Genomic DNA, 20,332 nt, shown 5'->3' with positions numbered 1-20,332 from the left:
GCTCAGCAATCGTTGGTTACATCTTTGATTTCTCGCGGAGTAACTTGTGATGCTGATAATCTTGTTGACTATCAGTCTGACTCCACAAGCACCCACACGAATTGCTTGATTCAGTTGTTAAAGAGCGATTGGTTAAGATTTTTCGTCTCAACCGAGGCGCGCATTCTACAGCAGCCTCATTTACTGTCAAGTGATTATTTTCAGAAGTTTTCGAAGATTTCTTCAACAACTTCAACCACTTGCGCTTCCGATCTCTCGTCAGCGGGAGGCGAATTCTACAGCGTTACACGCTGCTGTCAACACCTCTTTTTCAACTTCCTTTCGGCCTCGATGAACTGAAGCAACCTGCTGCCGAAACCTACATAACTCATTGAATCTCAAGGAGTTTTCCGTTTCGACTGCGCCGGAAGTGGGGCGAATTATAGACATCCTGAATCTGCCGTCAACCGTTAATTTCACTTTTCTATCAAAGCAGGCGAAAAAGCTCCCTCTATATAGACACAACTCCCATGCCTGATTCGAACTCAACCAGAAAGCCCTCCAAGAGAAAGCGCATATAAATTACGACTAGGCCTTGCCACGCCTGCTGATTGAGCGCTTCAAGACCATCGAGTATTAAAGGAGGGGAGTTTCAACAATAGATGGTGTCCCAGGGCAGGTTCGAACTGCCAACCTTCCCCTTAGGAGGGGGATGCTCTATCCAATTGAGCTACTGAGACACACGCTTTGTCGCAGCAGACGCTGCATGACGGACGGCGTGCATGTTAACCACCGAACCCCGATTTGTCATGTCGTCCGTTGGGCTTTTTAAGTGTAGGCAAGCGCCCCGCAATGCTGCGGGAAGAATTACCGTGCATTTTGCATGCTCACTGAAAAGCCACTATTGCAGATTGCAACCTGCAAAACTCGAAAAACCCGCTCAAATGCTTGTTTTTAAAGGACTTAACAGAGGTTAAACTGTTGGCACGACGGCTGCTTTGTCTGTTCTATCGAAGAACATTCGGAGCTACACCCATGAACACCACCCTTTTGCTTGCAAATGCAATTGCTCTTGCGGTTTTGGTGAGCTTCCAGTTTGTGCCCGAGTATGCAACACAGAAGCCGTTGGCCCAGCGCATGCCGCATTACTTGCAGGTACAAAAAGCACCCCAACTGGCGGTGCTGAACGATCAGGACACCTCTACCCCACAGGCCGTCAGTAACTCTGAGCAGGTGCGACCAGCACTGACCTCCGAACATCTGGTTTTTTGAAACATCTTCAGGAGTAAAACATGTCCAAGTCAGCTGCGGGATTTCTGATCCTCGCTCTATTGAGTGGCGTTGTGCATTTATCGCTGTTCGAGGGCGCTGAAATCACCCTACCCCTGATTGGCTGCGCCATTTTTGCCACACTATTTGTGCTGGCGCTGGCTGCGGGAAGAAAGATCAAATTTGATCCGGTTTTACGCTGAGCCTGATCAGACGCAAAAGATCACTGACGGCCTCCGCCAGCTCCCCGGAATTATCAATGACTACCGGCTCATCACTTGACCGCCTATCCTTGAACAACACATTGCGATCCAGTCTTGCGTCAATTTGCTCAAGCGTTTCTCGACCACGCTTGAGCAGACGCTCTCGCAACACCTCATCCCGAACTGTCAGCAAGACTGGCAGCAGCGCTGGATAGCGCTGCATTGCTTGACGCAGATTGGCCCGCGAACCATTGACCAATACATGCCGTCCAGCATTCAGCCATTGATCCATTTCCACTGGAATCCCGTAAGCGAGACCATTGGCACGCCAGGCCAATGAAAATTCGCCAGCGCGCTCACGCCGCTCAAACTCATCCGGTGTCACCCCAACAGCATCCTCCCCCACCGATTCGGCAGATCGCGTGATCACCCGACGCATCACCTCACAGTTCAATGCACGTAAGGGGGCTCGCGCAGCCTCGATCAAACTGTCCTTGCCTGACCCGGACGGCCCCATCAAGTAAATTAGCTTGCCATCCATCCTGAAAACGCCCTCCAGCAGGTGTATGCCACTAGTAAATCGGCAATTTGCCACTATCCTGTACAGGTAAGGAACAAGGATGCAGAACCCGCATAGCATGCACGTTCTGATGCCCTCGGACATCAATTGATGTGCAGCAGGAAGCGGACAAGGATGCGGACAGAGGTGAAGATTTCTAACCAGTCCGCATTTCTGATAATTGGTGCTGGCATTACGCCTTTACCCAGCTCAATATTTGTCACAGAATTGACGCCAATGATCTGGCAATTTTGAGGCATGATGCGGGCCTCTTAACAATTCAGGTTGAACCATTTGGCGCGGATGCTTGTCCTACCACACATCCTGCGGCCAATCCCGAGAACCGCTCCCCTGAACTAACCGGTTAAATATATGCGCCCATTGAAACAGGCAATTTATTCCAGCCGTACGGCTGACAAGTTCGTCGTACGTCTGCCAGACGGAATGCGTGAACGCATTGCCGAGGTGGCTCGCAATCATCATCGCAGCATGAACTCCGAGATCATTGCGCGCCTTGAGCAGAGTCTTATTCAGGAAGGTGCACTGGGCGAAGAGCTGAGCATGCGCTTGGACAGCCCGGAGCTGTCGTTGCACGAGCGCGAGCTGTTGCAACGTTTCCGCCAGCTGTCTCACCGTCAGCAGAACGCCTTGGTGTCCTTGATTGCCCATGACGCCGAAATGGCAGCAGACGCGTCCTGAGCCATAACGAACATCTCAAGCCAGCATAATTGCTGGCTTTTTTTTGCGCGGATTTTGAGTTTTCCCAGGCAAAAAAAAGCCCGCCAGATAGGCGGGCTGTTTCGCTGTAGCTGATCAGAGCAGGAATATTGTCGCCAGCCCGAGGAAGATGAAGAAACCACCGCTGTCGGTCATCGCAGTAATCATCACGCTAGCCCCCATTGCAGGGTCTCGCCCCATCTTCGCCAAGGTCATAGGGATCAATACCCCCATCAATGCGGCCAGCAACAGGTTGAGTGTCATTGCCGCGGTCATCACCACACCCAACGACCAACTTCCGTAAAGAAGATAAGCAACGACACCAATCACACCGCCCCAGACAAGGCCATTGATCAAGCCTACGGCCAATTCCTTGCGCATCAGGCGCGAAGTATTGCCGGTGCTTACCTGATCGAGCGCCATGGCGCGAACGATCATGGTGATCGTCTGGTTACCGGAATTGCCGCCAATGCCCGCCACGATCGGCATCAGTGCAGCGAGCGCCACCAGTTTCTCGATCGAGCCCTCGAACAGACCGATCACCCGCGATGCAACAAACGCAGTGATCAAGTTGATCGCCAGCCATGCCCAACGGTTACGAAGCGACTTCCAGACCGACGCGAAGATGTCTTCCTCCTCACGCAGACCCGCCATGTTGAGGACTTCGTTCTCGCTTTCTTCACGAATCAGGTCGACCATTTCGTCGATGGTCAGACGACCGATCAGCTTGCCGTTCTTGTCGACCACAGGAGCCGAGATCAAGTCGTAACGCTCGAACGCCTGCGCAGCGTCGTAGGCATCTTCGTCCGGGTGAAAACTCACCGGGTCGCTGGCCATCACCTCGGCTACTTGTTTGTCCGGATCATTAACCAAAAGGCGCTTGATCGGCAGCACACCTTTGAGCACACCGTCGTAATCGACCACGAACAGTTTATCGGTATGGCCCGGAAGCTCTTTAAGGCGACGCAGATAGCGCAGAACGACTTCGAGACTGACATCCTCACGGATAGTCACCATCTCGAAGTCCATCAGCGCACCAACCTGCTCCTCGTCGTAGGACAAGGCCGAACGCACGCGCTCACGCTGCTGGTTATCCAGGCTCTCCATCAGCTCATGGACGACGTCTCGCGGCAGCTCGGAAGCCAGGTCAGCAAGTTCGTCTGCATCCATGTCCTTGGCGGCGGCCAGGAGCTCGTGATCGTCCATGTCGGCGATCAGCGTTTCACGAACGGAGTCGGATACTTCGAGAAGAATGTCGCCGTCGCGATCAGCCTTGACCAATTGCCAAAGCGTCAGACGGTCGTCCAGCGGCAAGGCTTCAAGGATATAGGCGACGTCGGCAGAGTGCAGATCATCGAGCTTGCGTTGCAGCTCGACGAGATTTTGCCGGTGAACCAGATTTTCGACGCGATCGTGATGCGCGCCTTCCTGGCGATGAGTCAGGTCTTCAACGACCCGTTGACGCTGCAGCAGCTCGACGACCTGAGCCAAGCGATCCTGCAGGCTTTCTTGCGTTTTCTTTACTTCGATTTCAGACATAGGCGAACTCCACTCCCAGCAGCGGGGCACGCCGGAAGAATCAATCAGTCAATTCATGATTGGTGAAACGGGGTACTGAGTAACTACTGGGTAAGTCCATGGAATTTTTCCATAAGCCCCGGCGGGGCTGACGGGCGCAATGATACACCGCCTGACGGTTTAAAACGTTAAAAAATCGCGGGCGAAACAAGCGCTTGCGAAACAAACCTGAGCACTGTCCTGATCCTTGCTATGCGACGACTCATTCTGAAAAGAAAACACACCGACACTGAAAAATGTAGCGACTACCCTTGAGCATAGATCGTCATGGAGGACGTCGAATGCCCTTGAAAACATCTCACCTTGTACTCGCCAGCCTGCTCTGCGTGCCGCCTGGCGGAGCCGCCCTCACACTGCATCGTTGCGAAGCCGATGATGGCAGCATCACCTTCACCTCGATGAGTTGTGCGCACGGCGAGCGGCGCTCAGCACAGGAAGTTCACCCCTATTCCCCCGGATCAGTCGTGGCGGTGATGCCGGAACACAACCATGAGGAAATATCCGGGATGACAACAAAAACTCGAGCACTGGGGATTGTTGGTCACGCTGAAGACAGATGCGGAAACCTGATCGACGCCAGGCAACGTCGCGAAGCGATCATCAATCGCCGTGTCATTGCCGGCATGAGCCAACAAGATGTCGAGAGCGCGCTAGGTAAACCGGACAAGGTAAATATCCGAACATCGACGACGAGCTATCGATACGACCTCAAGCGAGGAGGTTCGGCTCAAATTGATTTTGACGAGCGAGGATGCGTGAAAGCAAAAGCCAAATCCCGGACAGCAAAAAGCCCGCGTTAAACGCGGGCTTTTTGGTATATGGTGCACTCGACAGGATTCGAACCTGTGACCGCTCGGTTCGTAGCCGAGTACTCTATCCAGCTGAGCTACGAGTGCATTTGTGTTTTTAGACCAGACCACAACTGGCTGAAACCAAGTTATTCACATTGCTGCAACTAACTCTTAAATGGTGCACTCGACAGGATTCGAACCTGTGACCGCTCGGTTCGTAGCCGAGTACTCTATCCAGCTGAGCTACGAGTGCATTTGTGTTTGTTAGACCAGATCACACCTGGTTGAAGCCGAGTCATTTACATTGCTGTAACTGACTCTTAAATGGTGCACTCGACAGGATTCGAACCTGTGACCGCTCGGTTCGTAGCCGAGTACTCTATCCAGCTGAGCTACGAGTGCATTTGTTGCGCCGCATTATAGCCCGTCTAATCTCTATTCCAACCACTTTTTCTATTAATTTCAACAACTTACAGAAAAAGCCAGATTACAACGTACTAAGCAAATAATGGCGGAGAACGGGGGATTCGAACCCCCGACACCCTTTTGAGGTGTACTCCCTTAGCAGGGGAGCGCCTTCGGCCACTCGGCCAGCTCTCCGCAACACGGGGCGTATCTTAACCAACCTTTTCCCCGTTTGCAAACATAAAAATCGATAAAAATTAATGGCTTGGTTCTTCGTCCTTCTCTTTCTTTATACGCAGGTAAATTTCCTCACGGTGCACGGCAACCTCTTTCGGGGCGTTGACGCCGATACGCACTTGGTTTCCTTTAACGCCGAGCACGGTCACGGTGATTTCGCCATCACCGATAATCAGGCTTTCTGCGCACCGACGAGTCAGAATCAGCATACCTTTCTCCTCACGCAATTCAGTTCAGGGACAACAGTCTGCAAAAAAAAGGCACCCGACCTACAACCGGAGCGATCGTAGCCCTACATGCCTGAGTATTGACCAGCGCGAGCAAAAGAACAGTTCAGGGCTCGCGCCATTCAAAAAATAAAGGGCGCGGTCAGACCGCGCCCTTCAAGAAACGGAATTACTCGCCCTGACGGGCCGGAGCATCCAGTTCGAAAGCCGTGTGCAGGGCGCGCACGGCCAGTTCCAGGTACTTCTCTTCAATCACCACGGAAACCTTGATTTCCGAGGTCGAGATCATCTGGATGTTGATGCTTTCTTTCGCCAGGGATTCGAACATGCGGCTGGCCACACCTGCGTGAGAACGCATGCCGACGCCGACGATCGATACCTTGGCAATCTTGGTGTCGCCAACCACTTCACGGGCACCGATCTCGCGAGCGGTGTTTTCCAGCACGGTCTGTGCGGCCTGGTAGTCATTGCGGTGCACGGTGAAGGTGAAGTCGGTGGTGTTATCGTGCGCGACGTTCTGCACGATCATGTCGACTTCGATGTTCGCGGCACTGATCGGGCCGAGAATCTTGAACGCCACGCCCGGGGTGTCTGGCACGCCACGGATGGTCAGCTTGGCTTCATCGCGGTTGAAAGCGATGCCGGAAATGATCGGCTGTTCCATGGTTTCCTCTTCATCAATAGTAATGAGGGTGCCCGGACCCTCCTTGAAGCTGTGCAGTACGCGCAGCGGAACGTTGTACTTGCCGGCGAATTCCACCGCACGGATCTGCAACACCTTGGAACCGAGGCTGGCCATTTCCAGCATCTCTTCAAAGGTAATCTTGTCCAGACGCTGAGCGACCGGCACAACGCGCGGGTCGGTGGTGTAAACACCATCAACGTCGGTGTAGATCTGGCACTCGTCAGCCTTCAACGCGGCAGCCAGTGCCACACCGGTGGTGTCGGAACCGCCACGACCGAGAGTGGTGATGTTGCCGTGCTCGTCGACGCCCTGGAAACCGGCGACAACGACAACGCGACCGGCTTTCAGATCACCACGAATCTTCTGGTCATCAATCTGCAAGATACGCGCTTTATTGTGCGCACTGTCCGTCAGGATCCGCACCTGATTGCCGGTGTACGACACCGCCGGCACGCCGCGCTTGATCAGCGCCATGGCCAACAGGGCAATCGTCACCTGCTCACCAGTGGAAACGATCACATCCAGTTCACGCGGAACCGGTTGAGTGTCGCCACTGATTTGTTTGGCCAGATCGATCAGACGGTTGGTTTCGCCGCTCATTGCAGACAGCACAACCACCAGGTCATCGCCGGCATCGCGGAATTTCTTAACCTTGTCGGCGACCTGCTCGATTCTCTCGACAGTACCGACCGAGGTGCCTCCAAATTTCTGTACGATCAAAGCCATTTCAAAGCCGCCTCTGCCCATGAAGGGCGCCCAATAATCACTCGAACAGCCGCCGGGCCCGCCACTAGACTGCGGGCCGGGCGGACTGCCTTATAAACCCTGCTCGACGAATGGAACGGTCAGCGCCAGTGCGCCATCCAGTGCGCCGGCGTCGATACCGCCGCCCTGCGCCATGTCCGGACGACCACCGCCCTTCCCGCCCACTGCCGCAGCAGCCTGCTTCATCAAATCACCGGCTTTGAGTTGGCCAGTCAGGTCCTTGGTTACGCCTGCAACCAGTACGACCTTTTCCTCATGGACACTGCCGAGCAGGATCACTGCGCGGCCGAGTTTGTTTTTCAGCTGATCAACCAGCGCCAGCAGCGCCTTGCCGTCCTGACCATCCAGACGTGCGGCCAGAACCTTCACACCCTTGACGTCCACTGCCGAGTTCGACAGATCGTCGCCCGCGGCGCTGGCAGCCTTGGCCTGCAACTGCTCCAGCTGCTTCTCCAGTTGGCGGTTGCGCTCCAGCACGGCCGACAGCTTGTCGATCAGGTTGTCGCGGCTGCCCTTGACCAGGCTGGCCGCTTCCTTGAGTTGTTCTTCTGCCGCGTTCAAGTAGGCCAGTGCCGCAGCACCAGTGACTGCCTCGATACGACGCACACCCGAAGCCACACCGCCCTCGCTGATGATTTTCAGCAGGCCGATGTCGCCGGTACGGTTGGCGTGGATACCGCCACACAGCTCGACGGAGAAATCGCCGCCCATGCTCAGCACGCGCACGTTGTCGCCATACTTCTCGCCGAACAGCGCCATGGCGCCTTTGTTCTTCGCGGTTTCGATGTCGGTTTCTTCGGTTTCAACCGCGGAGTTCTTACGGATCTCCGCGTTGACGATATCTTCCAGCGCTTTGATCTGTTCCGGCTTGATCGCTTCAAAGTGACTGAAGTCGAAACGCAGACGCTGGCTATCCACCAACGAACCTTTCTGCTGAACGTGCTCGCCCAAGACCTGACGCAATGCAGCGTGCAGCAAGTGCGTGGCCGAGTGGTTCAGCGAAGTGGCGTGACGCACTTCGGCGTCGACGTGAGTTTCCACCGGAGCGCCAATGGTCAGGCTGCCCGAATCCAGCACGCCGTGGTGCAGGAAGGCGCCGCCGGTCTTGGTGGTGTCACGTACGTCGAAACGCGCGTTACCTGCCTGCAGGAAACCGCAGTCGCCGATCTGGCCGCCGGATTCAGCGTAGAACGGCGTCTGATTCAGAACGATCACCGCCTCTTCGCCTTCATTCAAGACGTCGACCGACTGGCCATCTTTATAGATAGCGACAATTTTTGCCGAACCGCTGGTGTCTTTGTAGCCGGTAAACTCGGTGGCGACATCAACCTTGACCAGGGTGTTGTAATCCAGACCGAACGAGCTGGCCGAACGCGCACGAACACGCTGGGCTTCCATCTCACGCTCGAAACCGGCTTCGTCGACCGTCAGGCTGCGCTCACGGGCGATGTCGGCGGTCAGGTCCATCGGGAAACCGTAGGTGTCGTAGAGTTTGAACACCACGTCGCCCGGCACCACGGTGCCTTTGAGTTCCAGCAAATCCTGCTCGAGGATCTTCAGGCCGTGCTCCAGCGTTTTGGAGAACTGCTCTTCTTCAGCCTTGAGCACACGTTCGATGTTGCTCTGCTGCTTCTTCAGTTCCGGAAACGCTTCGCCCATCTCGGCGACCAGCGCCGCGACGATCTTGTAGAAGAAGCTGCCGGTGGCGCCCAGTTTGTTACCGTGACGGCAGGCGCGACGGATGATCCGGCGCAGCACATAACCGCGACCTTCGTTGGACGGCAGCACGCCGTCAGCAATCAGGAAGCCGCACGAACGGATATGGTCGGAAACAACCTTGAGCGACGACTGATCGCCATTTTCGCAACCGATGGCTTCAGCCGAGGCCTTCAGCAGGTTCTTGAACAGGTCAATGTCGTAGTTGGAATTGACGTGCTGCATCACCGCACTGATCCGCTCCAGGCCCATGCCGGTGTCGACCGACGGCGCTGGCAACGGATGCAACACGCCATCGGCGGTGCGGTTGAACTGCATGAACACGTTGTTCCAGATCTCGATGTAACGGTCGCCGTCTTCTTCCGGCGAGCCCGGTGGGCCGCCCCAGATGTGGTCGCCGTGATCGTAGAAAATCTCGGTGCATGGGCCGCACGGGCCGGTATCGCCCATGGTCCAGAAGTTGTCGGAGGCGTAAGGCGCGCCTTTGTTGTCGCCGATGCGGATCATGCGCTCGACCGGCACACCGATTTCTTTGGTCCAGATGTCATACGCTTCGTCGTCGGAGGCATAGACAGTGACCCAGAGTTTTTCCTTCGGCAGTTTCAGAACGCCGGTCAGGAAGGTCCAGGCGAAGGTAATCGCGTCGTGCTTGAAATAGTCGCCGAAGCTGAAATTACCGAGCATTTCGAAAAATGTGTGGTGACGAGCGGTATAACCGACGTTTTCCAGGTCGCTGTTCTTGCCACCGGCACGCACGCATTTCTGGCTGCTGGTCGCGCGGGTGTACGCACGTTTTTCCTGGCCCAGGAAGCAGTCCTTGAACTGGTTCATCCCCGCGTTAGTGAACAGCAGGGTTGGGTCGTTGCCCGGAATCAAAGAGCTGGAGGCTACACGGGTGTGGCCTTGCTCTTCGAAGAAGCGAAGGAAGGCTTCACGGATTTCTGCGCTTTTCATTAGGTTCTTCCACGGAGGCTGCGGCCAAAGGCCTGTTCGAAACGTCAACAGACGAAGCGACGGCAAAGGGCCGCATTATATCGGCCCTGCGCGCGGGGTACAGCGTGTTTATACGATAGAAACGGTCAATTGGACGGCTAACGCTGTCACTTGCGCGAAAACTCGACGAATGTCGCGATCACTTGCTCGATTTGCGAGCGATTGACGTCCATGTGCGTGACCATGCGCAGACGCGCGGCAGCGCTCAACTTGACCCCGCGCTCGGCGGCAAAGGCCTTGATCGCTTCAGCTTTTTCACCCATCTGCACATAAACCATGTTGGTTTGCACCGGTTCGACGATGAAACCTGCTTCACGCAAGCCCTCGGCCAGTAACTGTGCGTTGGCATGGTCGTCTGCCAGACGATCAACATTGTGGTCCAGCGCATACAGCCCCGCCGCTGCCAGCAGCCCGGCCTGACGCATGCCGCCGCCAACCATTTTGCGCAAGCGACGAGCCTTGCCGATCAACTGCTCAGAGCCACACAGCACTGAGCCCACCGGCGCGCCAAGGCCTTTGGACAGGCACACCGACACCGAATCAAAGTACTGAGTGATTTCCCGGGCATCGACGCCCAGCTTGACTGCCGCGTTGTAAAGACGCGCGCCGTCGAGGTGCAGTTGCAAGCCTTTGTCCTGAGTGAAGCGGCGGGCGCGGGCCAGATACTCCAGCGGCAGCACTTTGCCCTGCATGGTGTTTTCCAGCGCCAGCAAACGAGTCCGGGCGAAATGGAAGTCGTCAGGCTTGATCGCCGCCGCGACCTGATCCAGATCCAGCGAACCGTCGGCCTGCACTTCCAGCGGCTGCGGCTGGATCGAGCCCAGCACCGCCGCGCCACCGCCCTCATATTTGTAGGTGTGCGCCTGCTGGCCAACGATGTATTCGTCGCCGCGCTCACAGTGCGCCATCAACCCCAACAGATTGCTCATGGTGCCCGTCGGTACGAACAACGCGGCAGCAAAACCCAATCGCTTGCCCAGTTCGGCCTCGAGGCGATTGACCGTCGGATCTTCGCCGTAAACGTCATCACCGGTGTCCGCTGCGGTCATCGCATCGAGCATGGCGGGAGTCGGTTGGGTGACGGTGTCGCTGCGAAGATCGATAACGCTCATGAACCTGGCCTCTAATCAGCAGGGGAAATCCCTTTACGAAGTTGAATTACTGCGGTCATCGCTCGGATTAATCAACCCTTGCGCAAGGAAAAGTCGTTTCGAACCGCCAGAAAATTCGATGGCAATCATCAGAAAGGCGCAATGCACACAGCCACAATCTGTGTTAAAAACGCTGCGCCGCCCGAGAAAGGGCGGCAAAAACGTTCTCAGGGCGGGGTGCAATTCCCCACCGGCGGTAATTGCGCGCAATGCGCATAGCCCGCGAGCGCTTGACGACGAACACAGCTTGGGTTGTGCGCGATGGCAAGGTCAGCAGACCCGGTGTGATTCCGGGGCCGACGGTCATAGTCCGGATGAAGAGAGAACGGGATTAACGCCAAAGGGCCGTCCGCGCGATGTTGTGCGTGTGCGCACCCTTGAATCCCTTTCGATTCATAACGCCCTGTTTTTCACACAAACAGGAGTCAGAACATGCAACCCACCGCTATCGACAGCAAAAGCAAACACCCTAACGGCGAGCGCGTCGCGTTCATTCAGGCCTGCTGGCACAAGGAAATCGTCGACCAGAGCCGTAAAGGCTTCGTCGCCGAAATGCTTGCCTTGGGTTATCAGGAATCGGACATCGACATCTTCGAAGTCGGCGGCGCTTTTGAAATGCCTCTGCACGCCAAGTTGCTGGCCAAGACCGGTCGTTATGCCGGCATCGTCGCCGCAGCCCTGGTCGTGGACGGCGGCATCTACCGTCACGAGTTCGTCGCTCAGTCGGTGGTCAGCGGCCTGATGCAAGTGCAGCTGGAAACTGAAGTGCCGGTGTTCTCGGTATCCCTGACGCCGCATCACTTCCATGCGGGCGACGAACACCAGAAATTCTTCTTCGAACACTTTGTGCACAAGGGTCAGGAAGCAGCACGCACTTGCGCCGATACGCTGCGCAAGGTTCGCGCACTGCGCCGCACCGAGCCGCATGCTGTAGCGGTCTAAACACGATGAGTGAGATCTCTGGTCTCACTCATTCCCCTGTGGGAGCGAGCTTGCTCGCGAAAGCGGATTGACAGCCAACTTAAATGTTGAATGCCCGATTGCATTCGCGAGCAAGCTCGCTCCCACAGTGGTTCTGTGTAGACCTTGCGATTGAGGTCAGGCGAGGTTTTCGTCGGTGGCCGGCACGATCAGGATGCCCGCGCGCAAGCCGTTCTTGACCTTAGGATTGGGAAAGATGATGCGTGCTCCCTCTTCCTCAATGACCCAACGGGTATTGGCCAAATCCTCGGCCAGCACGTAACCCACTTCCAACTCTGAAAAGTTTTCGATGTCCTGCGGCAGGTTCAGACGGAATGCATCGCTGTGCTTGATGATTTCCCGGGCGACGCTGAACAGCTGCAAACCGTCCAGCCCCTGCTCCGCCATCTGCGGCTCGTTGCCTTCAATGATCTGTTGCAGACGGGTTTCCAGCAGCGAGACATTGACCCCGTCGTTCTGCCCGAACGGCCGCGCCTTGCCCAGTTCCAGCGTAAAAGCCTCGGCACCGAGCTTGTCGTAGGTGTACGAGCTGAAGACGATCGACGGTTTGTTCTGCAACAGCACCGCTTCCATTCCGGCAGCGCGCAGACGTGCCAGCTCCAGACGCGAATGCTGACGACCTTCCTTCCACGGATACAGCGCGAACTGCTCGATCTTCGAACCGCGAATCGCCGTGTGCAGGTCATAGTGCAGACGCTGGCGATCCGGCAGGCTGAAGAAACTCGCCGCCAGACGCTCCAGCTCACAGGCACGCAGCGCTTCGCTGCCACTGCTTTGTTCATGACGGCCGTTGAACAGCCGATTGACGTCCTGCTCGACGAAACGCTCGCCCTTGCGAATCGCTTCCGGGTTGCCGAACAGGAACAGAATGCGTGCGCGCGGCTTCAGATCGCCGCGGGCGATGTCGTGCAGCAGCCGGTCAAGCAACTCGATCGGCGCTGTTTCGTTGCCGTGAATACCTGCCGACAGCAGCAGGTCCAGGCCATTGTCGCGTGCTTCGGGTGGCCGCACTTCCAGCGCACCTTCGCTCAACCAGCGCATACGCACGCCTTCGACAGTCAGTTGAGTCTTCTCCGCCGGTTCACGGCCGGCGAGGGTCAGTTCAAGCAGTTTGCCGAGGGCGAGCATAGAGCGGTTTCCTTAGTGATCGTGGTTGCAATCCGGGCCGTGCACGTGGTCTTCGTCGTCGCCGACGTCAGCCGGTTCCATTTCCAGTTGCAGACTTACCAGATTAGTCGCCAATGGGCGCAGCAGCAGGTTGGCGTACTCGGCGTCACCTTCTTCAACGTCCACGCCGATCAGCAGTTGGCCACGGCCGTCCTGCTGGATCCACAGCTCTTTGCCTTGCCACATGACCGCGACGCGGGTGCACGAGGTTTGCAGTTGCGTGCCGTCGGTGTCTTCAAGGATCAGCTGCAGGGAATCGCTCATGTTTTTACTCTCTTGGTGAGACAAGCCGCGCGCCGCGTTCAGGCGACGCGCCGGCCATCAATTGATCTGGAATGGATAAACCGCGCCCAGTTTAAGGATTTGCGTCAGTTCATCCAGTGCCGTCCGGCATTCAAGCAGCAATTGCGGATCCGCCAGATCGGTTTCGCTCAGGCGGTCGCGGTAGTGCTTTTCAACCCATGCGGTCAACGAACCGTACAACGGTGGCGTCATGATAACCCCTGGGTTGACCGCCGCCAGTTCGGTTTCGTTAAGCGCGACGCGCAGTCGCAGGCACGCCGGGCCACCACCGTTCTGCATGCTTTGCTTGAGATCGAAGACTTTCACTTCGCGGATCAGGCCGCCGGAGCTGGTCAGACTTTGCAGATACGCCCAGACGCGCTCGTTGGCCTGGCACTCTTGCGGCACGATCAGCAACATCGAGCCATCAGGACGCGAGAGCAACTGGCTGTTGAACAGGTAGGAACGCACCGCATCATCCACGGTGACTGCCGAACGCGGCACACACACGGACTGGAAGTTGCCCCCGACTTTGGCGAGCTTGCTTTGCAGTTCGGCGAGCATCTGATCGGTCTCGAGGAACGCGTCCTCGTGATAGAACAGCACTTCACCGTTACCGACGGCGATCACGTCGTTGTGGAACACGCCCTGATCGATCACGTTCGGGTTCTGCTGCGCGTAAACCACGCCTTCGTCACGCAGACCGTGCAGACGCGCAACGGCTTGCGAGGCTTCGAGGGTCTGGCGCGCCGGATATTTCTGCGGCGCCGGGTAGCGATTGTCGAAGGCACTGCGACCGAATACGAAAAACTCGACGCCCGCTTCGCCATATTCGCGGCAGAAACGTGTGTGGTTGGCCGCACCTTCGTCGCCGAACTGCGCCACTGCCGGCAAAGCGGCGTGATGGGCGAAGTGCTGCTGATTGGCGAACATCGCGCCGAGCACGCGGCTGGTGGTCGGGTGCTCGATGCTGCGGTGGTATTTGCAGTTGAGGTTGGCTGCAGTGAAATGCACGCGACCGTCTGCGGTGTCGGCACTCGGGCTGACAGTCGCGGCGTTAGCCACCCACATGCTCGACGCGGAACAACTGGCGACCAGCAGCGGCATCGCCTCTTTGGCGGCGCGCTCGATCACTTGCGCGTCGGTGCCGCTGAAGCCCAGACGGCGCAGAGCGGCCACGTCCGGACGTTCCTGCGGTGCGAGCACGCCTTGCTGAAAGCCCATTTCCATCAGCGCTTTCATCTTCGCCAGACCTTGCAGCGCCGCTTCCTTCGGGTTCGAGGATTGCTGGCTGTTGCTCTGGGAGGCAACGTTGCCGTAGGACAGACCACCGTAGTTATGGGTCGGCCCCACTAGACCGTCAAAATTGACTTCATAGGATTTCATCAGCGAGGCTCCACGAGAATCTGTTGTTATAGGCTTCAGTAACTATTCTTTTAGACCGAGGCGCGGCCTTCGCGAGCAAGCTCGCTCCCACAGGATTTATGTTGAACACAAAATGTGTGAACACCACTGAATCTGTGGGAGCGAGCCTGCTCGCGAATGGGCATCACGCCATTTTCACGCCAGGCGTCAGGGCAGCAGGCAACACCAGGCTTGGGGTTTCCAGCGAGGCCACCGGGTACGCGCAGTAATCCGCCGCGTAATAGGCGCTGGCGCGGTGGTTGCCCGAAGCGCCGACACCACCAAACGGCGCGCTGCTCGCAGCGCCAGTCAGCTGCTTGTTCCAGTTGACGATACCGGCGCGGCTTTCCAGCCAGAACTGCTGATAACGCGCTTCAGAATCCGACAACAGACCTGCGGCCAGGCCGTAAGCAGTGTCGTTGGCTTCAGCGATCGCCGCTTCGAAATCGGTGTAGCGGATTACTTGCAGCAACGGGCCGAACAGTTCTTCGTCCGGGCGATCGGCAACTGCGGTGACATCGAGGATGCCCGGGGTCAGCAGCGCGGCCTGGGCCTGCGGCTGAGTCATTTCCAGCAGTGACACGGCGCCGTTGGCCAACAGATGTTCTTGAGCATCCATCAGCGCTTTCGCCGCGCCGAGGGAAATCACCGAGCCCATGAATGGCGCTGGTTGCTGATCGAATGCACCGACCTCAATGCTCGCACTGACTTCCACCAGACGCTTGAGCAGACTGTCGCCCCACGCGCCTTGCGGCACCAGCAGACGGCGTGCACAGGTGCAACGCTGACCGGCAGAGATGAACGCCGACTGAATGATCGTGTAAACCGCCGCATCCAGATCCGCGACCTGATCCACCACCAGCGGGTTATTGCCACCCATTTCCAGCGCCAGAATCTTGTCCGGACGCCCGGCAAACTGCTGGTGCAGATGGTTGCCTGTGCGGCTCGAACCGGTGAAGAACAGGCCGTCGATGCCTGGGTTCGCCGCCAGCGCGATGCCGGTTTCGCGCGCACCTTGCAACAGGTTCAACACACCCGCCGGCAGACCGGCTTCGATCCAGCACTTGACCGTCAGCTCGGCGACTTTCGGGGTCAATTCGCTAGGCTTGAACAGCACGCTGTTACCGGCCAACAACGCCGGCACGATATGGCCGTTCGGCAAATGGCCGGGGAAGTTGTAAGGGCCAAACACCGCAACCACGCCGTGCGGCTTGTGGCGCAGTACGGCGGTGGCGTCGCCCAACGGGCCGCTCTTCTCGCCGGTACGTTCGCGGTAGCTCTGCACCGAGATCGCGATCTTGTTGACCATGCTGGTGACTTCGGTCGCGGCTTCCCACAACGGCTTACCGGTCTCTTCACCAATGGTGCGAGCCAGTTCGTCAGCGTGGTTTTTCAACGACGCGGCAAAAGCCTCAAGCACAGTGATGCGCTCTTCCAGCGTACGACGTGCCCAGCCTGGAAACGCCTGACGCGCAGCTTGCACAGCCGACTCAACCTGCGCAGCCGTGGCACCCTCCCCCGACCACAGCACTTGCTGGGTCACCGGGTTCAGCGATTGAAAGGCTTCGCCCTGGCCGGCCAGCCACTCACCTGCGATGTATAGCGAATTCATTATTTCGACTCCCGTGCAGCGGACAACGCCACGGCGCGCACTTGATCGCCAGCGTTGAGTTGAAGACGTTTGGCGGTCTGCGGATCGACCACCAGGGTGCCGGCAGCCAGACGCGCCGGCGCAGCAGTGATGCGGCAATCTTCGCGCTTGCGGTTATGGATGATGAACGGCGTGGCGTCTTCGCCCGGCGTGCCAACGGCGAGCACCAGCGCTTCACTGTCACGCACTGCGCGGATCTTGCCGGTTTCGCATTCGATGGCCGGACCTGCGTCGAAGATGTCGACGTAACCCTGGTAGCTGAAACCTTCGCTCTTGAGCATCGCCAAGGCTGGCTCGGTGTCCGGGTGCACCTGACCGATGACGTTACGTGCGCCTTCGGAGAGGAAGCAGGTGTACAGCGGGAATTTCGGCATCAGCTCAGCAATGAACGCCTTGTTGCCGACACCGGTCAGGTAATCGGCCTGGCTGAATTCCATCTTGAAGAAGTGACGACCGAGACTTTCCCAGAACGGTGAACGGCCGGCGTCATCGGACACACCGCGCATTTCGGCGATGATCTTGTTGCCGAACAGCTCAGGGAATTCCGCGATGAACAGCATCCGCGCCTTCGACAACATGCGACCGTTCAGACCGTTGCGGTAATCGGCGTGCAGGAACAGCGAGCACAGCTCGGAATTACCGGTCAGGTCGTTGGCGAGGAACAGCGTCGGAATCTCGCGGTAGATGTTCAGCTCTTGCGAAGCGCTGACGGTCAGGCCGACACGGAAGTTGTACCAAGGCTCACGCATACCGACCGCGCCAGCAATGGCGGAAATCCCCACCACGCGACCGTCGTCGTCTTCGAGCACGAACAGGTAGTCCGCGTCGCCACGGCCAGCTTCGCCGCGAAAGGTCTTCTCGGCCCAGCCGACCCGGTGGGCCAGACGTTCTTCGTTGGCCGGCAACGTGGTCAGGCCGGTGCCGGTGCTGCGGGCCAGGTCGATCAGAGCGGATAAATCGCTGCTGCGTACGGGACGAACAATCATGCTATCTCCTCAAACGGGCCGCCTTCGCCACCCGTGAAACTCGCTAAGGCGTTAAACCGCCACCAGGCGCACGCTGGCACCTTCACCGACGCCCAGGGCTTCGGCCGCTTCCAGATCCAGAGTCACCGGTTTGCCCGGTGCGTAATCCAGCTCCAGCAACACCGCGCGGTAATCCTGCAACTGCGCGTTAGCCACTAGATACTGGCGCCCGGCACCTTTCACCGGCTCGCCGATCTTCACCGGCACCACGCGGCTCTGAGCGATCGAACGGATCCCCGACACACGTGCATGCAGGGTCGGGCCACCGTCGAAAATGTCGATGTAGTGATCGGTCTCGAAGCCTTCGCGCATCAGGATGTCGAAGGTGATCTGCGCACGCGGGTGCACCTGGCCCATCGCCTCTTGGGCGGAATCCGGCAGCAGCGGTACGTAGATCGGGTAATGCGGCATCAGCTCGGCAAGGAACGTACGGCTTTTCAGCCCGCACAGGCGTTCGGCTTCGGCGTAATTGAGGTCGAAGAAGTTGCGACCAATGGCATCCCAGAATGGCGAGTCGCCGTTCTCGTCGCTGTAACCGACGATCTCGGTCACCACCGAATCAGCGAAACGCTCCGGATGGCTGGCAACGAACAGCAGACGGCCACGGGAGTTGAGTTCCGACCACGGCGAACCGACCAGCTCGCGCTGCACGTAGAAACTGGTCAGCAAGCTGTTGCCAGTCAGGTCGTGGCACTGCGAAAGCACGTGGATCTTGTTGTGGATCTTCAGCTCACGGGAGGCATGCACGAACGTCTCGTTGCGGAAGCTGTAGAACGGCTCCGAGTAACCGGCCGAAGCAACAATCGCCGAGCAGCCGACCAGCTTGCCGGTGGCGGTGTCTTCGAGGACGAAGAAATAGCTTTCCTCACCGTTGAAGCTCACTTCGGCAGCAAACGAGGCTTCGCTCGCGGCGATCTTGTCGCTCAGACGTTCCACGTCATCCGGCAAGGAAGTGACACCAATCGGGCTGTCCGCAGCCAGACGCTGTACCTCGCCCAGATCAGCCATTTGCGCGGGGCGCATCACCAGCATGGTGTCACTCCTTTCTCTTATAAATTCACAGAAAAAAACACCGGACACTGTGGGAGCGAGCTTGCTCGCGAAAGCGGTGTACCAGTCAGCATAGATGGCGACTGAAACTCCCTCTTCGCGAGCAAGCTCGCTCCCACAATGAATCTCACCGGCATCAAAAATTGGGTTCGACGCCTGAAAAACTCCAGGCGCCGAAGGGTCTATCAGGCTTGCGTCAGTGCAGCAGCAGCGCGTTCGAAGCGGTCCAGACCAGCATCGATATCGGCGTCTTCCACCACCAGGCTCGGGGCGAAACGGATCACGTCCGGGCCGGCTTGCAGAATCATCAGGCCTTCTTTTTCAGCGGCGTTGAAGATGTCTTTGGCCTTGCCTTTCCAGGCATCGCTCAGCACGCAACCGATCAGCAGACCGAGACCACGCACCTGAGTGAACAGGCCGTATTTCTCGCCGATCTGCTCAAGGCGCGCCTTGAACTTGTCGTGCTTGGCGTTCACGCCGTTCAGCACTTCAGGGGTGTTGATCACGTCGATTACCGCTTCAGCGACCGCACACGCCAGCGGGTTGCCGCCGTAGGTGGTGCCGTGAGTGCCGACGACCAGATGTTTGGCCAGCGCTTCGGTGGTCAGCATCGCCGCGATCGGGAAACCGCCGCCCAAGCTCTTGGCGCTGGTCAGGATGTCCGGGGTCACGCCGTAATGCTGGTAAGCGAACAGCTTGCCGCTGCGGCCCATGCCGGTCTGCACTTCGTCGAACACCAGCAGCGCGTTGTTCGCGTCGCACAGTTCGCGGGCACCTTGCAGGTAAGCCAGTTCGGCCGGCAGTACGCCGCCCTCGCCCTGGATCGGTTCCAGCACGACCGCGCAGGTCTTGTCGGAAACGGCGGCTTTCAGCGCGGCCAGGTCGTTGTAAGGCACGTGGGTGATGCCGGTGATTTTCGGGCCGAAACCGTCGGAGTACTTCGACTGGCCACCGACGTTGACGGTGAACAGGGTACGACCGTGGAAGCTGTTCAGCGCCGCAATGATTTCGTACTTCTCAGTGCCGAAACGGTCGAACGCAACGCGACGGGCCAGCTTGAACGCGGCCTCGTTGGCTTCAGCGCCCGAGTTGCAGAAGAACACGCGCTCGGCGAACGTGGCATCGATCAGCTTGTGCGCCAGGCGCAGGGCTGGTTCGTTGGTGAACACGTTGGACACGTGCCACAGCTTGTTCGCCTGTTCGGTCAGTGCACCGACCAGCGCCGGGTGCGCATGGCCCAATACGTTAACGGCAATCCCGCCGGCGAAGTCGATCAGCTCGCGGCCGGCCTGATCCCAGACGCGGGAACCGGCGCCACGCACCGGAATGAAAGCGGCAGGCGCGTAGTTGGGAACCATTACCTGGTCGAAATCGGCGCGTTGTACCGCAGCGTGCTCAACGGACATCGGAGTCTCCTGAAGAGGAACACTCGCCTGAAACTGGCGAGCTTGGTGAGGATTGTAAGGACAGTTTTCAGCCCGGCCTTGTCGCCAAGCG

The 20,332-nt window shown here is 57.8% G+C and carries 18 protein-coding genes, 5 tRNA genes and 1 riboswitch; of the genes, 5 read left to right on the top strand and 18 right to left on the bottom strand.

Annotation, left to right across the window (positions count from 1 at the left end; translation table 11 throughout):
• Positions 1 to 642: 642 nt before the first annotated feature.
• A tRNA-Arg gene (locus tag AC0ZWN_RS11020) sits at positions 643 to 719 on the bottom strand.
• Positions 720 to 1,014: 295 nt separating this feature from the next.
• On the opposite strand from AC0ZWN_RS11020, the gene AC0ZWN_RS11015 reads away from it, so the two are divergent.
• Together AC0ZWN_RS11015 and AC0ZWN_RS11010 are read left to right on the top strand one after the other, a co-directional pair.
• Positions 1,015 to 1,251: a hypothetical protein gene (locus AC0ZWN_RS11015; protein WP_476335035.1), complete on the top strand. Its 237-nt coding sequence runs from the start codon at positions 1,015 to 1,017 to the stop codon at positions 1,249 to 1,251.
• Between the two features lie 20 nt (positions 1,252 to 1,271).
• Positions 1,272 to 1,451: a PA3371 family protein gene (locus tag AC0ZWN_RS11010; protein ID WP_095048111.1), complete on the top strand. Its 180-nt coding sequence runs from the start codon at positions 1,272 to 1,274 to the stop codon at positions 1,449 to 1,451.
• On the opposite strand, the gene phnN is transcribed toward AC0ZWN_RS11010, so the two are convergent.
• Positions 1,426 to 1,992, bottom strand: coding sequence for a phosphonate metabolism protein/1,5-bisphosphokinase (PRPP-forming) PhnN (gene phnN, locus AC0ZWN_RS11005; RefSeq protein WP_476335034.1), 567 nt, complete (start codon positions 1,990 to 1,992; stop codon positions 1,426 to 1,428). The genes AC0ZWN_RS11010 and phnN overlap by 26 nt on opposite strands.
• Before the next feature lie 390 nt (positions 1,993 to 2,382).
• Between phnN and AC0ZWN_RS11000 the strand changes: the two genes are divergently transcribed.
• Entirely contained in the window at positions 2,383 to 2,709 is a 327-nt protein-coding gene (locus tag AC0ZWN_RS11000) for an Arc family DNA-binding protein (RefSeq protein ID WP_003178899.1), read from the top strand.
• Between the two features lie 114 nt (positions 2,710 to 2,823).
• Here the strand turns inward: AC0ZWN_RS11000 and mgtE are convergent, their stop codons facing one another.
• On the bottom strand, positions 2,824 to 4,266 hold the full coding sequence (gene mgtE / locus AC0ZWN_RS10995; RefSeq protein ID WP_007919330.1) for a magnesium transporter: 1,443 nt from the start codon (positions 4,264 to 4,266) through the stop codon (positions 2,824 to 2,826).
• Positions 4,267 to 4,586: 320 nt separating this feature from the next.
• On the opposite strand from mgtE, the gene AC0ZWN_RS10990 reads away from it, so the two are divergent.
• Entirely contained in the window at positions 4,587 to 5,105 is a 519-nt protein-coding gene (locus AC0ZWN_RS10990; RefSeq protein WP_476335032.1) for a cell envelope protein SmpA, read from the top strand.
• Positions 5,106 to 5,124: 19 nt separating this feature from the next.
• Here the strand turns inward: AC0ZWN_RS10990 and AC0ZWN_RS10985 are convergent.
• From AC0ZWN_RS10985 to ltaE, 8 genes are all read right to left on the bottom strand, one after another.
• Positions 5,125 to 5,201, bottom strand: a tRNA-Arg gene (locus tag AC0ZWN_RS10985).
• A 71-nt stretch (positions 5,202 to 5,272) separates the two neighbouring features.
• Positions 5,273 to 5,349: transfer RNA gene (locus AC0ZWN_RS10980), tRNA-Arg, on the bottom strand.
• 72 nt (positions 5,350 to 5,421) lie between these two features.
• Positions 5,422 to 5,498: transfer RNA gene (locus tag AC0ZWN_RS10975), tRNA-Arg, on the bottom strand.
• A 107-nt stretch (positions 5,499 to 5,605) separates the two neighbouring features.
• Positions 5,606 to 5,696, bottom strand: a tRNA-Ser gene (locus tag AC0ZWN_RS10970).
• A 62-nt stretch (positions 5,697 to 5,758) separates the two neighbouring features.
• Positions 5,759 to 5,947: a carbon storage regulator CsrA gene (csrA, locus tag AC0ZWN_RS10965; RefSeq protein WP_002554426.1), complete on the bottom strand. Its 189-nt coding sequence runs from the start codon at positions 5,945 to 5,947 to the stop codon at positions 5,759 to 5,761.
• A 187-nt stretch (positions 5,948 to 6,134) separates the two neighbouring features.
• Entirely contained in the window at positions 6,135 to 7,376 is a 1,242-nt protein-coding gene (locus tag AC0ZWN_RS10960) for an aspartate kinase (protein WP_007919332.1), read from the bottom strand.
• A gap of 90 nt (positions 7,377 to 7,466) precedes the next feature.
• The gene (gene alaS / locus AC0ZWN_RS10955; RefSeq protein ID WP_186625023.1) at positions 7,467 to 10,085 is read right to left on the bottom strand and encodes an alanine--tRNA ligase; all 2,619 of its coding nucleotides are present in this window, start codon (positions 10,083 to 10,085) and stop codon (positions 7,467 to 7,469) included.
• A 146-nt stretch (positions 10,086 to 10,231) separates the two neighbouring features.
• Positions 10,232 to 11,236, bottom strand: a complete 1,005-nt coding sequence (gene ltaE, locus AC0ZWN_RS10950) for a low-specificity L-threonine aldolase (protein ID WP_476335030.1) — start codon at positions 11,234 to 11,236, stop codon at positions 10,232 to 10,234.
• A gap of 198 nt (positions 11,237 to 11,434) precedes the next feature.
• Positions 11,435 to 11,606, top strand: a riboswitch (FMN riboswitch).
• A gap of 101 nt (positions 11,607 to 11,707) precedes the next feature.
• Between ltaE and AC0ZWN_RS10945 the strand changes: the two genes are divergently transcribed.
• Positions 11,708 to 12,217: a 6,7-dimethyl-8-ribityllumazine synthase gene (locus AC0ZWN_RS10945; RefSeq protein WP_476335028.1), complete on the top strand. Its 510-nt coding sequence runs from the start codon at positions 11,708 to 11,710 to the stop codon at positions 12,215 to 12,217.
• Between the two features lie 156 nt (positions 12,218 to 12,373).
• Here AC0ZWN_RS10945 and astE read toward each other — a convergent pair whose 3' ends face one another.
• The 7 genes from astE to AC0ZWN_RS10910 form a co-directional block, all read right to left on the bottom strand.
• Positions 12,374 to 13,384 (bottom strand): succinylglutamate desuccinylase, encoded by a 1,011-nt coding sequence (gene astE / locus AC0ZWN_RS10940; RefSeq protein WP_258708690.1) that lies wholly within the window; start codon positions 13,382 to 13,384, stop codon positions 12,374 to 12,376.
• Between the two features lie 12 nt (positions 13,385 to 13,396).
• Positions 13,397 to 13,687 (bottom strand): hypothetical protein, encoded by a 291-nt coding sequence (locus AC0ZWN_RS10935; RefSeq protein ID WP_016983958.1) that lies wholly within the window; start codon positions 13,685 to 13,687, stop codon positions 13,397 to 13,399.
• A 57-nt stretch (positions 13,688 to 13,744) separates the two neighbouring features.
• On the bottom strand, positions 13,745 to 15,091 hold the full coding sequence (gene astB / locus AC0ZWN_RS10930) for an N-succinylarginine dihydrolase (protein WP_093430395.1): 1,347 nt from the start codon (positions 15,089 to 15,091) through the stop codon (positions 13,745 to 13,747).
• 163 nt (positions 15,092 to 15,254) lie between these two features.
• Positions 15,255 to 16,724 carry a succinylglutamate-semialdehyde dehydrogenase gene (astD, locus tag AC0ZWN_RS10925; protein ID WP_476335040.1) on the bottom strand — a complete coding sequence of 490 codons (1,470 nt, stop codon included), beginning with the start codon at positions 16,722 to 16,724 and terminating at the stop codon, positions 15,255 to 15,257.
• Positions 16,721 to 17,746, bottom strand: coding sequence for an arginine N-succinyltransferase (astA, locus tag AC0ZWN_RS10920; RefSeq protein ID WP_476335027.1), 1,026 nt, complete (start codon positions 17,744 to 17,746; stop codon positions 16,721 to 16,723). The genes astD and astA overlap by 4 nt, the downstream gene beginning before the upstream one ends.
• A 51-nt stretch (positions 17,747 to 17,797) precedes the next feature.
• Positions 17,798 to 18,817 (bottom strand): arginine/ornithine succinyltransferase subunit alpha, encoded by a 1,020-nt coding sequence (gene aruF, locus AC0ZWN_RS10915; protein WP_007951057.1) that lies wholly within the window; start codon positions 18,815 to 18,817, stop codon positions 17,798 to 17,800.
• A gap of 203 nt (positions 18,818 to 19,020) precedes the next feature.
• Positions 19,021 to 20,241, bottom strand: coding sequence for an aspartate aminotransferase family protein (locus tag AC0ZWN_RS10910; protein WP_008077923.1), 1,221 nt, complete (start codon positions 20,239 to 20,241; stop codon positions 19,021 to 19,023).
• Between the last annotated feature and the right edge of the window lie 91 nt (positions 20,242 to 20,332).

The sequence above is a fragment of the Pseudomonas sp. 3B-A001-10F genome (assembly GCF_056313565.1).
Note: the sequence above shows the minus strand (reverse complement) of the source record. Positions and strands in the feature narration are given on the sequence as shown.

What these genes read in the sequence shown, in the direction of transcription:
- AC0ZWN_RS11015 (WP_476335035.1), top strand. Translation starts at nt 1,015, where the DNA reads ATGAACACCACCCTTTTGCTTGCAAATGCAATTGCTCTTGCGGTTTTG.
- AC0ZWN_RS11010 (WP_095048111.1), top strand. Translation starts at nt 1,272, where the DNA reads ATGTCCAAGTCAGCTGCGGGATTTCTGATCCTCGCTCTATTGAGTGGC.
- phnN (WP_476335034.1), bottom strand. Translation starts at nt 1,992, where the DNA reads ATGGATGGCAAGCTAATTTACTTGATGGGGCCGTCCGGGTCAGGCAAG.
- AC0ZWN_RS11000 (WP_003178899.1), top strand. Translation starts at nt 2,383, where the DNA reads ATGCGCCCATTGAAACAGGCAATTTATTCCAGCCGTACGGCTGACAAG.
- mgtE (WP_007919330.1), bottom strand. Translation starts at nt 4,266, where the DNA reads ATGTCTGAAATCGAAGTAAAGAAAACGCAAGAAAGCCTGCAGGATCGC.
- AC0ZWN_RS10990 (WP_476335032.1), top strand. Translation starts at nt 4,587, where the DNA reads ATGCCCTTGAAAACATCTCACCTTGTACTCGCCAGCCTGCTCTGCGTG.
- csrA (WP_002554426.1), bottom strand. Translation starts at nt 5,947, where the DNA reads ATGCTGATTCTGACTCGTCGGTGCGCAGAAAGCCTGATTATCGGTGAT.
- AC0ZWN_RS10960 (WP_007919332.1), bottom strand. Translation starts at nt 7,376, where the DNA reads ATGGCTTTGATCGTACAGAAATTTGGAGGCACCTCGGTCGGTACTGTC.
- alaS (WP_186625023.1), bottom strand. Translation starts at nt 10,085, where the DNA reads ATGAAAAGCGCAGAAATCCGTGAAGCCTTCCTTCGCTTCTTCGAAGAG.
- ltaE (WP_476335030.1), bottom strand. Translation starts at nt 11,236, where the DNA reads ATGAGCGTTATCGATCTTCGCAGCGACACCGTCACCCAACCGACTCCC.
- AC0ZWN_RS10945 (WP_476335028.1), top strand. Translation starts at nt 11,708, where the DNA reads ATGCAACCCACCGCTATCGACAGCAAAAGCAAACACCCTAACGGCGAG.
- astE (WP_258708690.1), bottom strand. Translation starts at nt 13,384, where the DNA reads ATGCTCGCCCTCGGCAAACTGCTTGAACTGACCCTCGCCGGCCGTGAA.
- AC0ZWN_RS10935 (WP_016983958.1), bottom strand. Translation starts at nt 13,687, where the DNA reads ATGAGCGATTCCCTGCAGCTGATCCTTGAAGACACCGACGGCACGCAA.
- astB (WP_093430395.1), bottom strand. Translation starts at nt 15,091, where the DNA reads ATGAAATCCTATGAAGTCAATTTTGACGGTCTAGTGGGGCCGACCCAT.
- astA (WP_476335027.1), bottom strand. Translation starts at nt 17,746, where the DNA reads ATGATTGTTCGTCCCGTACGCAGCAGCGATTTATCCGCTCTGATCGAC.
- aruF (WP_007951057.1), bottom strand. Translation starts at nt 18,817, where the DNA reads ATGCTGGTGATGCGCCCCGCGCAAATGGCTGATCTGGGCGAGGTACAG.
- AC0ZWN_RS10910 (WP_008077923.1), bottom strand. Translation starts at nt 20,241, where the DNA reads ATGTCCGTTGAGCACGCTGCGGTACAACGCGCCGATTTCGACCAGGTA.